9 protein-coding genes are annotated in these 14,254 nt (G+C 60.1%); all 9 read left to right on the top strand.

Features of this window, described 5'->3' with window-relative positions:
• Positions 1-208: 208 nt before the first annotated feature.
• The 9 genes from QMZ05_RS21990 (at position 209) to QMZ05_RS22030 (ending at position 13,725) form a co-directional block, all read left to right on the top strand.
• Positions 209-1,498 (top strand): glycosyl hydrolase family 28 protein, encoded by a 1,290-nt coding sequence (locus QMZ05_RS21990; protein WP_353702633.1) that lies wholly within the window; start codon positions 209-211, stop codon positions 1,496-1,498.
• Between the two features lie 219 nt (positions 1,499-1,717).
• On the top strand, positions 1,718-2,707 hold the full coding sequence (locus QMZ05_RS21995) for a pectinesterase family protein (RefSeq protein ID WP_353702634.1): 990 nt from the start codon (positions 1,718-1,720) through the stop codon (positions 2,705-2,707).
• Between the two features lie 583 nt (positions 2,708-3,290).
• The gene (gene tagH, locus QMZ05_RS22000) at positions 3,291-5,039 is read left to right on the top strand and encodes a type VI secretion system-associated FHA domain protein TagH (protein ID WP_353702635.1); all 1,749 of its coding nucleotides are present in this window, start codon (positions 3,291-3,293) and stop codon (positions 5,037-5,039) included.
• Complete coding sequence (gene tssJ / locus QMZ05_RS22005) at positions 5,002-5,508, top strand: type VI secretion system lipoprotein TssJ (protein WP_167529233.1); 507 nt, start codon at positions 5,002-5,004, stop codon at positions 5,506-5,508. The genes tagH and tssJ overlap by 38 nt, the downstream gene beginning before the upstream one ends.
• A gap of 77 nt (positions 5,509-5,585) precedes the next feature.
• Positions 5,586-6,926: a type VI secretion system baseplate subunit TssK gene (tssK, locus tag QMZ05_RS22010; RefSeq protein ID WP_353702636.1), complete on the top strand. Its 1,341-nt coding sequence runs from the start codon at positions 5,586-5,588 to the stop codon at positions 6,924-6,926.
• A gap of 14 nt (positions 6,927-6,940) precedes the next feature.
• A complete protein-coding gene (gene icmH / locus QMZ05_RS22015; protein WP_353702637.1) occupies positions 6,941-7,816 on the top strand; it encodes a type IVB secretion system protein IcmH/DotU in 876 nt (291 codons plus the stop codon).
• Between the two features lie 12 nt (positions 7,817-7,828).
• A complete protein-coding gene (tssM, locus tag QMZ05_RS22020) occupies positions 7,829-11,395 on the top strand; it encodes a type VI secretion system membrane subunit TssM (RefSeq protein ID WP_353702638.1) in 3,567 nt (1,188 codons plus the stop codon).
• A 249-nt stretch (positions 11,396-11,644) separates the two neighbouring features.
• A complete protein-coding gene (locus QMZ05_RS22025; protein WP_353702639.1) occupies positions 11,645-12,535 on the top strand; it encodes a serine/threonine-protein kinase in 891 nt (296 codons plus the stop codon).
• A gap of 338 nt (positions 12,536-12,873) precedes the next feature.
• Complete coding sequence (locus QMZ05_RS22030) at positions 12,874-13,725, top strand: sulfite exporter TauE/SafE family protein (protein ID WP_353702640.1); 852 nt, start codon at positions 12,874-12,876, stop codon at positions 13,723-13,725.
• Positions 13,726-14,254: the final 529 nt, after the last annotated feature.

A 14,254-nucleotide genomic window follows, 5' to 3' on the forward strand; every position in this document is an offset into this window, starting at 1 on the left:
TGGCCCGGCGCTGCGACACCACATCGCCCGCGCCTCGAACCGCATCCGACTGATGCGCAGTCTCATAGGCGGGACCGCCATCCCGTGTTGTCTTATTATGGTCATCTTGCGCGCGCCCCTGAGAAGGGCGGCGCTCGCTCTAGCTCGTGTTCGGCTCGGGGACAGCTATCACGCGGCAAAGTGCGCGCAGCAACGCATGAGGATGTAGATGACAAACCTTTTCCGCTACTGGGCTCTACTGTCCATCGCGACCTCAACGGCGTACTGTCCAGCTGCCCAGGCGAAAGACCGCCGCTTTGTTGCCGAACCAGTTGCGCCGCGTGATGTTTGCGCCCGCCCGGTGGCCTCTGGAACGAACGATACGGTCGCGTTGCAAGATGCCATTGCCCGTTGCCCCGCCGGTGCAGCGGTCTATTTGGCGCGTGGCGACTTCCGGTCAGGTCCACTCGAGATGAAATCGGACGTAACGCTATGGATCGAGCGGGACGCCACCCTTTTTGCCATCCCCGACCCGACCGCCTATGACAGGGGCTTGGGACATTGTGGTCGCATCGCAGGTAAAGGCGACGGCTGCCGCCCGTTCATCAGCTTTTCCAAAACGCGCGGTGGCGGCATCTATGGTGACGGCATCATCGATGGCCAGGGCGGCACACCAATGGCCGGCAGCGCCGAAACTTGGTGGGAGCTGGCCCGCCGCGCGCAAACCGAGCGTGGCAATCAGAACGTCCCGCGCTTGATCCAGATCGACCACGCACAGGACATTAGCTTCCACGGCATCACGTTGCGCAACGCACCCAATTTTCACGTCGCGATGAACCGCGTCGAAGGTGCTACCTTTTGGGGCGTCACCATCGATGCACCCGCAGACGCCCGCAACACCGACGGCATCGATCCTGGCGCCAGCCAGGATGTGACGATCACCCATAGCGTGATCCGCACTGGAGACGACAATGTGGCAATCAAGGCCGGCAATAATGGTCCCACCCGCCATGTCTCCATCGTCGATAACTATTTCGGCTGGGGACACGGAATGTCGATCGGCAGCGAGGTGAACTCCGGTGTGAGCGACATCCTGGTGCGCGGCCTGATCCTCGACGGAACGACATCGGGCTTGCGCATCAAGAGTGATGTCAGCCGGGGTGGCCTGGTGGAGCGGGTAACCTATGAGAATGTGTGCCTGCGCGGCAACCGTTGGCCGATCATGTTCGATACAAGATACGATCCTCGAGCCCTAGGTGACAGCATTCCCCTCTATCGCCAGATTGTGCTGCGCCATGTTCGTGGCGATGGAGGTGCGCTGGTGATGCGTGGGATTGACAAGACGCATGCCCTCGAGATCACGCTGGATGATGTGCGATTTGCCGATTCCGCGACCTGGCAGATGGAAAATACCAATGTGACCGTGGGGCGTTCCGGCGTGTCGCCACCACTCCCAAGTCGAGCTGCGGGGTTGCTATCTCGCGGATGGGAGTGTGCAAAAGCGTTTCCCAATCGTTAGGTAGCAATCAGAACGGCGTGACGCCGAACGCTATCACGAATCGCAAGTTTTCAGAAGCATAGGCGCGAATGCTGACCCGGCACCGTCAAAGTGAGGCTGCCGTGCCATGCACATTGACGAGGTCCTGGCTTTCGTTGCGGGTTCCTTGATGACACAAGGCGCAATCATCCGAGCGCGCCCGAAATACAAACATGCAGTTGGCTCGACGAAGGTGAGACCATGATGAGAGCTTTCGCGCTTTGTGCTGCCGTGCTGGGTGGATGTTTTTTCCGCTTCTCGGAAGCATCTGCTCAGCCACTTTTGGTCTCGCAATCCGCCGACAAGGCCCATCACTCTCTGCAGTCAGCCATAGACGCACTACCGCCGCAAGGCGGCGCTATTCTGATTGCGCCGGGCACCTATCGCGAGAAGGTCAAAGTCTCCAAACCAGGTGTTCATATCAAAGGTACCGGCAAGCAGCCTCACGACACGGTTATTGTCTACGGCGATGGTGCGATCAATGTGGGGGGAACCTCCCATTCCGCGACGCTGGACGCCTCGGGTGACGATTTTCGGCTCGACAATCTGACGGTTCAGAACGACTACTCCCTCAATCCCGCTAATCCGCCTTCGCAGGCGGTGGCACTGTCCCTGACCGGAGATAAGGACATTATCACTCGGGTCCGCCTGCTCGGCGCACAGGATACCCTGTTCGCCAACAAGGGGCCGAACGGCCGAATGTCGCGCCAGTACTTCTTGGGCTGCTACATCGAGGGACATGTCGATTTTATCTTTGGCAACGCCAAGGCCTATTTCCGGCAATGTGAGTTGCACGGCGTCGCCAACCATACGGTCGTCTATACCGCCCAAAGCAAAGCATCGCCGGACGAGGATAGCGCCTATGTCTTCGATCATTGCAGGCTGACCGCCGATACAGCCGCGCGCGATATTGCCCTCGGCCGCGCTTGGCGCCCCTATGCCGCGGTGATTTTCTTGTCAACTGAGATAGACGCGCCCGTAATCCCCGACGGGTGGCGCGAATGGACACCCGGCAAGACCAACACCCTGCCGACGGCCTATTATGCCGAATACAAGTCGACCGGCGTCGGGGCCAATCCCACACGCCGCGAGCCATACGCGCATCAGCTCACTGACGGCGAAGCCGCCCAATGGTCGCTCAAAGCGTTCTTCGCGGGTGCCACAGACTGGCTGTCGTACCAACCAAATTAGGGCGAACCCAAAATGTAGAAGTCGGGAGAGTCCGCTTGGTGCGCACAACGGACTCAAGTCGGACATCGCTCCACCTCCGAAATGGGCCATAGCCGAGGTGACGGTTAGCGCGATCGGGCAAGATTGGACGACAGTGGCGGGATGAGGACGAAAGTCAGGGCCCGACCACGTCGATGCTTGTCCGGCATCTGACAACCACGCTGACTTTGTTAGGTTGAGAACACCTGCCGTCTTTTGTCGAATCTCAATATTCCAAACCTAATCAGTAGCTTAAGCCATTGGCACAAGCGTTGCTGTTGAGATGCGGCAACACTGAGTGAGTGGCTGGTGCACGTAGATGCCTAAGACGAGCGACGCTCTCCTTCCCTTGGCCCCTGCGCCTCGTTCCGGTGAGAGTAAGCCAGCGCGCCCTCGCATGGGCTTTGAGCGCACGAAGAGAGCTCCGTTCGCTTCGCAACAGACGCACCAGTCGGTCGATCGACTTTCAACAATGGCGCGGAGCGGGGGACGATGCCCCGCCGCAGGTAACGTTCATGCGACGCTCGGATACGACCATGCTGATGAGCAAGGCTGAAGGTGTGAGATGCATCTCATACTCGGAGTCGTCGGAGAGAACGCCGAACCCTTGGGCCGTAATGCAAGACAGGTGTTTGGACCGGAAGGCGGGTCCCTGGGACGCGGGCTCGGCTGCACGTGGCAGCTTCCGGATCCAACCAACACGCTGTCAGCAAGCCACGCATTGATCGCGTTCAATGGGGTCGGCTTCACGATCACCGATACGAGCACCAATGGCGTCTATATCAACACCGTGGCCGCGCCGGTGGGGCGCGCCAATGCAGCGCCATTGGCCGATGGCGACACGCTCTATATGGCGAGCTACATCATCTCGGTCGTGATCGAGAACGATCCCGCCGAGGAACGTCAACGGCTGGGGTTGACGGGCTCGAATGCCGTGTGCCTCGGCGGTGCAACGCGGGCGTTGCGCTCGCCGTCGCTCGCCGAGGAGCGCCTCAAAGCACCTCGTCAGCATGCCGGACAATTGACGAGTGACAAGAACCTTCCACGCGATCCATTGCTGGCGATCGGTAGCAGCCAGCCATGCTCCTCTTCGGCAGCAGAAGTAGCACCCAAGGCCGCCGCTTCACCACAGGCGAGCGCTCCTCCATCGTGCTTGTTTGGAGATGTGACGTTCATCAATAAGGCAGGCGCCGTCGAGTCAAATCTGCCGACGCATCTTCCTCCACGACGATCGGGCGGTGGCATCACCGAGACGCCATCCTCGCATGTGCCGTTAGGCAAACCAGAGCCCCCACTTGTCGGACAATCGCATCGTTTGCCGTCGGCAGTCTCAGGTGGTCATGGTGCTCCGTCGGCTCGCCTGCCTGCGCCACTCATTCCTGATGATCTCGACCTTGTGGATCTGCTGCCGGCAGAAGCCTCGCGCGGAGTGCCGTCTGTGCCGCCCCAGCGAGCGAATCTTTGCTTCGAGGCCACGAACGAGGCGCTCAAGCTTGCCCATGAGCGGCTCGATGCCGGTCTGGGCAATGATCTCGCGACATTGCGAGCTCCGAACCCATTGGTGCCGCGACCTGGAGAGGACGAGCTTGAGCGTTTGGCAGGCCAGAGCGAGCCTGCTGCGTGGCGACCGGTTGGTACTTCGGAGCTGGGCTGCGTAGCAGCCGTTGCGGCTCCGCTTCTGCCCGCGGCGGACGAACTGCAGGGGTTCTGGAATGCCCTCGGGTTCAACTCGGACCTTGTGCCGCCGGCGCAACGCCGGGAGTTCCTAGCCGAACTTGGTCGCGCGCTCGCCGAAATGGCAAATGGCCTGCATTCGATCCTGACGGCATGGGCCAAGGTCAAGAATGAGTGCCACATCAAGTCGACGCGGATACGCGCCGACAACGACAACGCATTCAGATTCACTAAGAGCGATCATGATGCGCTGCGCGACACGCTCGCGAAGGATCATGGGTTCCTTCTGCTGTCCCGGTCGGTGCGCGAAGGCTTTGACGACATCAAGGCGCATGAGGCTGCAGCCATAGCGGCGATGCGGGGGACGGTCAGCAACCTGCTTACCCATATGAGTCCTCAGCGGATCGAGAGCGACGGCGCAAATAGCGGGCGTTTCGGCGCCCGAATCAATAAGGCCAAGCTATGGGACCGATTTGTCGAACTGCACGCAGCGATGGTCAGCGACATTGATCGGACCGCGCGGACCTATATCGCGGAAGAGTTCGCCCGAAGCTACGACTCGCAGGTTTCGACCATTGACGAGGATGAAGGGAAGACGACTGATGTCGGCAAAAAAACGTCATCCCTTGTCCGCCGTTAGCGGTGCGCTCCTGGTGGTCGTCGCCACGGTCAGTTGTTCGACTGACAAGAGCCTGAAGACCACGCCAATCAAGTTCGTGATCCAGGCCGATCAGCTCGTCAATCCAAATGCGAGCGGCAAGCCGTCGCCGATTGTCGTTCGCATCTATGAGCTGAAGTCGGCGACCAATTTCACCCAGGCGCAGTTCTTTGAACTGTTTGATAATGACGCCAAACGCCTCGGCCCCGACCTGGTGGCTAAGCGCGAGATCGAGCTGACGCCCGGCGGCACAGTCGATTTCGAGCGCCACACGCCGGCCGAGACTCGAAATATCGGTGTGATCGCCGGCTTTCGCATGGGCGATGATGCGCAATGGCGCTCGATTGCCGAAATCAAGCCCGACCGCGACAACAGGATTCTGGTGAACCTTACGGCGCAGGCGATCAACATTGAGGAGGAGGCCAGCCGCAACTGGTGGAGGATCTTCTGACCCCGCCTGTTGCGGTGGCGGCAGTCCGCCGGGCGGAAGCATCTTTTACGGGAACCAACGAACAGGCGGCCTAAGCAATGTCCGTGACAAGCAAACCAATCTGGTCGGAAGGCATGTTGGTGCGGCCGCAACACTTGCAGCAATACGATCGCTGGATCGAACAGTTGGTCGAGAACCGCGTCGCGGGTCTGATCGGCTATGGCTGGGGCGTTCGAAGATGTGCCTTTGATCGTGGTCTTCTGGCGCTTGGGCAACTCGCCGTTACTGAACTTGACGCCATTCTGCCCGACGGTACGGCGCTTTGCTTGCCGGAATATGCCGAGCTTCCGGGTGGACGAATCCCTCCGCCGGCGGCGAAGAACCTGCTGGTCAAGATCGCCGTTGGCAGACGCCGGAATAGCGGCAGCGACCCCTGTTCGGAGGATGCGCCTGCGCGCCGCCACGGTCAGGAGGTCTTGCGGGTTCGCAATGCGAGCGCGCCGGAGAAAGCTCCGGTCGACATCAGTGTTGCTCCGTTGACAGCACATCTTATTTTCGACGGCGAGGAGCAGGGTGACTTGATCACGTTGCCTGTTGGCCGCATCCACAACGTCGATTCGGCGGGCGCGATCACATTGTCAGAGACCTACGTTCCGCCGGCTATCGATATCCATGCCGTCCAACCGCTCATCGCGCTGTTGAACGAGATCAGATTGATGTTGCGGACGCGCGCTCAGGCGCTTGCCGCGCGCGCCGATCCGTCGCGCGCGACGGCAGATGCGGGGGGACTGATTGATCTTGTCACCTTGTCCATCGTGAACGGTGCCGAAGCCGTTTTCGACCACTACGCAGCAACACGCGGGCATCATCCTGAAACGCTCTTCCGCTCACTGCTTGGCCTCGCAGGACGGCTGTCGAGCTTGGTCGGCGACCGCCGCAAACCGCAAGATATCCGCGCTTATCAGCATGAGGATCTCGAGAACAGCTTCACGCCGCTCGCTGACATCCTGCGCAAGATGTTGTCCGTCGTGATACAGAGCGCCGCAATATCGCTCCCGTTGCAGGATCGAGGGTATGGCATCATGATCGGCGTCATTGCCGATCGTACGTTGTTCCAGGACGCCCGCTTCGTTCTCGTCGCCGTGGCAAGCGTTCCGACCGAGACATTGCGCAACCAGCTCCCCGCCCAGATCAAGGTAGGCCCGGTCGAGCAGATTCGTGATCTCGTCAATCTTCAGCTCCCCGGTATTCCCACCCGCGCCCTGGCTGTGGCGCCCCGCGAATTGCCTTACATCCAGGATGCCGTCTATTTCGAATTGGACCAGTCGATGGAGCTGTGGCGCATCTTGCCGCGCGCGGCGGCCTTTGCTTTCCATGTCAGCGGTGACTACTCGGATCTGCATCTCGAATTCTGGGCCATCCGCGGGAAACGTGCGTGACGGGGCCGAAACACATGGATGAGCCGACAGTCGTTGGACGCAGGCCAGTTGGTCCAATCCGTGACAATCAAGGCGGGCAATCTTCCGGTCGCGTTCCACCCAAGGACGCCGCCCCGACGGTCCCTTACGCGCCGGTGCCCACATTTGACGCCGGCGAAAGTCCGGCGGTCAGCCCTGCCGAAATCGTGGCCCACGGTCTCCTAGAGCCAAAGGCCGTGGAGGACACCTTGGTCTCGGCCGCAGCACCGCTCCTTTTGGTCGTCGCGCGGCTTCGCTTCATCAACGATGCCGATATCGGCGCGCTACATCGTGGAATTGTCGAGCAAATCCGTCGCTTCGAAGAGCGTGCCGTCAAACATCAGGCGAGCGACGTGACAGCCGCCCGTTATGTGCTATGCGCGCTGATCGACGAGGCCGTGATGACCACGCGCTGGGGGGCTGAAAGCGCCTGGAGTGACAATAGTCTGCTCAACCAGTTCCATAACGAGACCTGGGGCGGCGAGAAGGTCTTTCAGATACTCGAACACATCCAGGCCGAGCCAGCCAAATACCTCGCCTTGCTTAAGCTCATCAGTGTCTGCTTGTTGATGGGCTTTGAAGGCAAATATCGCGTGGTGGAAGGCGGCCGCGAACAGCTTGAGGACTTGCGCTGCGAGGTTGAGCGTCGCTTGCGGGATCATGCGACCACTCCGCCCGCTGAGTTATCAAGCCAATGGCGCGGCACCAGTGCACGCATGGGCGTGCGCACTTACGTGCCATTGAGGATCGTCTTCACTGCTGCCGCCGTTGCGGTGCTCATCGGCTTTGGCCTGTTTTGGTGGCGCCTCTCTGGAGAGCTGGCACCCGTCGAGCAGTTGCTTGACTTGATCGGCCGCTCCGGGCCGCGCTAAGGGGAGGTGCAGGTGTTCGGCGCGCAATTCGCGGCACTCTTCTCGGTCCGAGGCATCGTGACGCTGATCGGTTTGTCGGCGATCGGCGTGCTCATCTGGTTCGGCGGACCTTATCTCGACCTCTTCGGTCGATATCCGCTCCAGTCGGTCACCGTTCGCGCCGCCACAATGGCCGGCGTCTTCCTGGCGACCATGCTCGTCATCCTTGTCCGACACTGGTTGGCGCGCCGCGCCAATCGGCGCGTCATCAAGTCGCTGATGGAGAGCGAAGGCCTCATCTCAAGCTCCAGCGATCGCAGTCGGGAGGAGGTCGAACTGATCCGTAGGCGCTTCGAGGATGCGCTGAAAGTCCTGCGCGATACGGTATTCGCCGGCAAGCGGGGCCCAAGCTATCTGTTCGAGCTGCCCTGGTACGTCATCATTGGTCCACCGGGCGCCGGCAAGACGACGATCCTGCGCAATTCAGGCCTCGAGTTTCCGCTGGCCGAACGGCTCGGCGTCGACCCGGTCGCTGGCGTCGGCGGTACGCGAAACTGCGACTGGTGGTTCACCGACGAAGCAGTCTTTATCGACACGGCAAGCCGCTATACGACCCATGATACGGATGCCGAGGTCGATCGTGCGGCTTGGCACGGCTTTCTCGATCTTCTCACGGCGCATCGGCGCCAGCGTCCGATCAACGGCGTCCTGGTCGCAATCAGCCTGTCCGACCTCTTGCTGTGCGACGACGATCGGCGGCGGCGGCTCGTCGGCTCAATTCGTTCGCGGATACAGGAGCTGCTGAAGAAGTGTGGCATGCGCATTCCGGTCTATGTTCTGGTGACCAAATGCGATCTCGTGTCTGGCTTCGCTGAATACTTCGACAATCTCGACCAGGAAGGCCGCGCTCAGGTTTGGGGCAAGACCTTTCCCCTCGATGCGCCGGGCGATCACATCAGTGACGTCGTAACCCGTGAGATTCAGGAGCTTGCCGAGCACCTCGAGAGCAAACTGGCCTTTCGCATGCAGGAGGAACGCAATCTCAGCCGCCGTGCAATCATGTACGCGTTTCCGAAGGAATTCTGGAGCATCCGGGCAGCAATCACCGGCTTCGTGAGCGAGGTATTCCGGATGAGCCGCTTCGAGGTGCGGCCGATGCTGCGCGGAGTCTACTTTACGAGCGGCACGCAGGAAGGCACGCCGATCGAGCGGGTCAGCAGCGCGATCAGCCGCAGTTTCGGTCTGCACTTCGCGCCGCCCTTGTCTCCAATCGGGCCGGGGAAGGCGTTTTTCATCAAGCGGTTGCTGACCGACGTGATCTTCGCTGAGCAGGGCCTAGTCGGTCGCAATTTGAGGCTGGAACGCAAGCTCGCGCTGGTGCATGGCTGCGCCTATATCGCGGCGGTCGTGCTGGCGGTGGCTGCATTGGCCCAGTGGTATGGTGCCTTCACCCGAAGCGAAGGTCGCATCGCTGAAACCAGAATGGCCGCACAGACGTTGCAGGCGCACCTCCTGGAAATCCACGAACCGTTGGACTTGAAGAAGCTTTTGCCGATCCTTAATGCCGCGCGCAGGTTGCCCAAGGCTGCCGGCGAGGGCACGTGGTCTGCGTGGCTTGAGGGCCTCGGCATCTCGGCGACCCCGGCGCTGGCGCCGGCTGCGCAGGACGCCTATGACCACATTCTGGTCGACCGACTGCTACCCGTTTTCGCCAGCAGGCTTGCTGTCCGCATCGAGGCGTTATTGCGTGCGGGCAACGATACTTTGCTGGACCAGGCCAAGGAAGCGTTCCGCACGTATTTGATGCTGAGCAATCCGAGGCATTTCGACCGCGGCAAGGTCGAGCAGGCGGCGCTCACCGAAGTCGCACTGGCGTTCGCACTCGATACGACATCTGCGGACGAGTTGAAGGAGCATTTTTCACGCCTGATTGAGTTGTTGCCGAAGCCCATCACGACTGACCAGAAATTCGTGATCGCGGTCGGCTCGCGGCTGTTGGAAAGGCCCCTCGCCGAGCAGGTCTACATCCGTTTGTTGCGCGAAGCAGCGCAGAACACCCAGCTCCGGCCGATCGACCTGGTCAGTCTGCTCGGTTCGGGCGAGCTTGAGATGCGTGCTCCGCAGATTGTCGTTCCCGCCATTATACAGCACGACCCTTCCTATTCGAGCAATGGTGCCATCATCCCTGGCATCTTCACGCGCGACGGGTTTCTCGATTTTCTGCTGCACCGCCTCCCGCCCATCATCCGAGAAGAGCAAAGCGACGACTGGATCCTTGCCGGTAGTCCGTTGGATGCGGCCGATACGCAGCAGCTCGCCCTGAAGGTTATTGATCGGTATGTTGACGACTATATTCGCATTTGGACAAGTGCCCTCAGCAACATTCGCGTCGTCAAGTTCGACGACATGCAGCGCGGCGCAGTGGTTCTGCGCGGGCTCGCCGGCTCACAAAGCTCGCTGCTGCAGATCATTTCCCTGGTGCGCGACCACACAAACCTGCCACCAACCGGAGAGCTGACCTCCGCCAAGACCGGTGCTGCCGCGTCCGCCGTGTTCTCGGCAGCATTCGGCGATGCGCCTTGGCCAGGAACCCGAATTACCGAAGCGTTCCGGCCTCTGGCCAAACTGGCCACAGCCGAAGTCCCGGGACAGCCGGCCGGCATGGATCAAATCCGCGATCGTTTCGGTAGCCTCTATGCGGCGATGGCCAACATCGCGTCAGCGCCGGATCCTGGCCGGACGGCATTGCAGCTCGTTCAGCGGCGCGCCAAAGATCCAAATAACGATTCCTTCGGCGCTTTGCGCGCCGATTCGGCGCTGCGGCCGGAGCTCGTCCGCACCATCATGAACGACATCGCGCTCTCGACATGGAGCATCTTGCTCAAACAGGCGCACGACTATGTCAATACAGTTTGGATGGGCGAAGTCGTCCCGCTCTGCGCGGCTGCCATCTTCCAGCGCTATCCAATGTATGCGACGGCGACCGAGGACATAACACTGAAGGACTTCAGTGATTTCTTCCGACCCGGCGGCGTTCTCGATGACTTTTTTCAGAGATACTTGTCGCCCCTGGTCGTCCAGGGCCGAAACGGCCTTGTGCTTGCGACCATCGATGGCGCGGCGGTGCCGATCCATACGAATGCCCTGGTTCAATTCCAGCGCGCGCAGGAGATCCGGAAGGCGTTTTTCAGCGGCTCCGGCTCGGCACCGGCCGTGAAATTCAGCATCAAGCCTGTCTATCTCGCCTCCCATCTGCTGCGCGCGACTTTCGTCATGGATGGCAAGGAGATCGTCTATCGTCACGAGGCGCCGCGCTCCTACGACCTCGAATGGCCGACCCGAACCGAAGCAAGCACTGCCTCCATCACGCTCACCGCCGTGGATGGGACCGAGGAGAAGATTGAGAGCTCAGGTCCCTGGGCATTGTTCCGGCTTGTAGGCGCCTCGCGGCTGTCTTCGCGTGGCAGCTCCGATCGCTTCACCATCACGATCGGCAGACCCGACCGACCCAATGTGGCCTACGAGCTGCGCGCGGAAAGCGTAAGCAATCCGTTCAGCTTGAATGTCCTTCGTTCGTTCCGCTGTCCGAATAACCTATGACGGCAATGCCGTGAAAGCTCTTCCTAGGTTTCTTCGGGATAAAAGGGGCAAATGCTGCGGGCGGCACGTTGGCGCGCGTGCTCGGTTCCACCAAGACGCAGAGACTCTGCCTCCTGGTGATCGCAAGCGGCCATACCACACGTCCTCGATATGTAGCATCGGCCTCCAAATGATCCTGCATTGCCCTCTCATGCAAGAGGCAACCGATGATATCAATACGATCGTCGATCGCTTGGTTGGGGCTGCACAGTGAATCCAGCTGCCCCCCTGGGATACGTGCTTGGCGGTCGTTTCGACCTCCTAGAGGTGATCAATGAGGGTAGCGCCAGTACCGTCTATCGTGCGGTCGATCGGATCGGCCTGTGGGCGCGTGAACAAAATCCAGAAGTGGCAGTGAAGGTCATCCATCCACATTCGAAGATGCGCCAGAAAATTGTCGAGCTGCTGCATCGCGAGGCGCGCCTTTTGCGTAACTTCGTGCACCGGAATTTAGTGCAAATCTACGATTCCGATTACGACGGCAAGTACCACTACCTGGTCATGGAGCTCTTAAAGGGCCGCTCGCTAGCGCAGATCCTGGCCGATCGTCAGGGACAGCCGCTGTCACCATCGCTATCCTTTCAGATCGTCCGCGGTGTCGGGCAGGCGCTCGCCCACATGCACTGTCTAGGTATCGTCCATGGCGACCTCAAACCAGGCAACATCTTCATAACCTCGACGGGCGAAATCAAAATTCTGGATTTCGGGACAGTGCTCATGCTCGACGTTCCGCCGCAACACGACAGGGCCACGGCCATGCTCAACCAGATCGGCCTGCTGACACCGGCATATGCGTCGCCAGAGATGCTGATGGGAGAGCCGCGAGCGGAAAGCGACGATGTCTATTCTCTCGCGGTGGTGACCTATCTGGCCCTGACCGGCGCGCATCCGTATGCGCAGCGGGCAGCCGACGAGGCACTCAAGGCGAACCTCACACCGGCACCGCCGCCGACTATTTCGCCAGCGCAATGGCGGGTGCTCGCTTCAGGCCTTGCCCTCAACCGCCGCGACCGTATCGAGACCGTCGACGAGTTCGTCCAGCGCCTCGGCCGGCCGCCTTGGTTCTACCGGTTGTTCGGCCAGCGTATACTGCTGCGGTAACCGAATGGGCTCCGCTGGAGTTACGTTTTCAGGCAGTCAGCAGAGAAAGCGCGAATGCTCGCATCGACAGCGGGCAGGATCTCTCCTTGAGTGTTCATCGGCTACTCGCGAGCGAGAATCCTCCACACCACTGATGGCGTGCCGACCCAGGACCGTGATGCGATTGGTCCGACGGTTCGGTAAGATGATGCAACCCTGCGATCATCAGCACAAAAACGACGTTTTGGTTCTCTGGTTGCCGACAAGGGTTGTCGGCCTTCGAACATTAGGCGGCTTCATTTGACGCGGGCTGTTATTCGCCGCTGAGCGCCAGATTTGCAGCGCGTGGAAAGACCACAATGACGCGCAAGGCGTGCCAATCACGCGCTCCTCTTTGCGAAAGCTCAAATGAGCCAACCAGCAAACGGACTAACATGGTCCTTCTTCTCTCTTGTCTCCAGCACCATTCACGGACCATGCAATCTACATTACTCGTCACCCTGTTGATAGGCTTTGTCTCACTGTTGTACTCGACCGCCGGTCAGGTCGGGGGGACAGCTTTTCTCGCGGTGATGGCCTTTGCAGGACTTTCGGCCGAGCAGATGCGTCCGACTGCACTTGTTTTAAACGTTGTTGCCGCCAGCTATGCGACCTGGAAGCTGCATCGGCACAGAAAGATTGACTGGAATCTGCTTTGGCAGATCGCGATCCCGTCGATGTTGACGGCCTTCATCGGCGGGCTGCTATCGATCGGCGGATCGCTCTACTCCATCATGACCGGTACGCTGCTGATTGCGGCCTCGTTCTTAATGTTACTCAAGCGTCGTGTCGACAACATCAAGCATCGTCAGGTGCCGCTTGATCTTGCCGCGCTGGTAGGCGCTGCCACGGGTCTTCTCTCCGGATTGACGGGAATTGGCGGTGGTGTATTTCTCGTCCCACTGATCCTGATGCTTGGTTGGGTGTCTCCGAGGCAGGCTGCTGGGCTCTCCCCACCATTCATCCTCTGCAATTCGGTGCTCGCTCTGGCGGGCGTGCTGCTGTCCGGTCAGTCAGTGAACCCCGAGATTGCCTTCTACATATTCGGTGCAGTTCTTGGTGCCATGCTGGGAACCTGCATCGGGCTGCGGTGGATGACCGATTGGGCCACGCGGTATGTCCTTGCGACCATCCTGTTGTTTGCGGGCGTCAGGTTGTTGTTGTCTCGGTAAGGCAATGGCCGGATTTACGCGTTTTCTGTCCCGCCTCCCGGCTTTCGAGGCGGCTTGAGGGTGATTTTTGCATTTTCGTGAACTGGATGCATTCCGAACTGACAAGCGCGTTTCCGGGCGCCGAGTTCGATGTCGCTGGTAAGCTTAGACGGCGGCCGCACGATCATCCCGGCGACGAACAGACTTTCGCAAGTCTCAAGCGCCTATTCCGAAAGCCCGCCGCCGCGGGAGCGGCGATGCGTCTGCGCCACCATCGGCAAGGACCGGCAAGCTCTCTCATCCGGTGAGCCGAAGTGCCAACCACCTCCCAATGCGAGCTATCGAGCTTGATCGTCGCGCGTTTTAGATGGTCCAGATTCATTCATCTGTCTGTTTGCTGACCCAAGCGCGGGCTTCATCGAGCCAGGGGTCGATGTATCACAAGAACACGTCCATCCGGTCCCTGTTCGGCCGTGTAGGGCTCACGATGTATGTAAAAACATGGCATCGGTATCTCGCAGGTCGGCAGGAGGCCGAAATCTCTCAGTGC

Source organism: Bradyrhizobium sp. INPA03-11B (genome assembly GCF_040446015.1).
GTDB lineage: Bacteria > Pseudomonadota > Alphaproteobacteria > Rhizobiales > Xanthobacteraceae > Bradyrhizobium > Bradyrhizobium macuxiense_A.

Excerpts from the sequence above, each read along its gene's own strand:
- QMZ05_RS21990 (WP_353702633.1), top strand. The coding sequence starts at position 209 with ATGACAAACCTTTTCCGCTACTGGGCTCTACTGTCCATCGCGACCTCA.
- QMZ05_RS21995 (WP_353702634.1), top strand. The coding sequence starts at position 1,718 with ATGATGAGAGCTTTCGCGCTTTGTGCTGCCGTGCTGGGTGGATGTTTT.
- tagH (WP_353702635.1), top strand. The coding sequence starts at position 3,291 with ATGCATCTCATACTCGGAGTCGTCGGAGAGAACGCCGAACCCTTGGGC.
- tssJ (WP_167529233.1), top strand. The coding sequence starts at position 5,002 with ATGTCGGCAAAAAAACGTCATCCCTTGTCCGCCGTTAGCGGTGCGCTC.
- tssK (WP_353702636.1), top strand. The coding sequence starts at position 5,586 with ATGTCCGTGACAAGCAAACCAATCTGGTCGGAAGGCATGTTGGTGCGG.
- icmH (WP_353702637.1), top strand. The coding sequence starts at position 6,941 with ATGGATGAGCCGACAGTCGTTGGACGCAGGCCAGTTGGTCCAATCCGT.
- QMZ05_RS22030 (WP_353702640.1), top strand. The coding sequence starts at position 12,874 with ATGACGCGCAAGGCGTGCCAATCACGCGCTCCTCTTTGCGAAAGCTCA.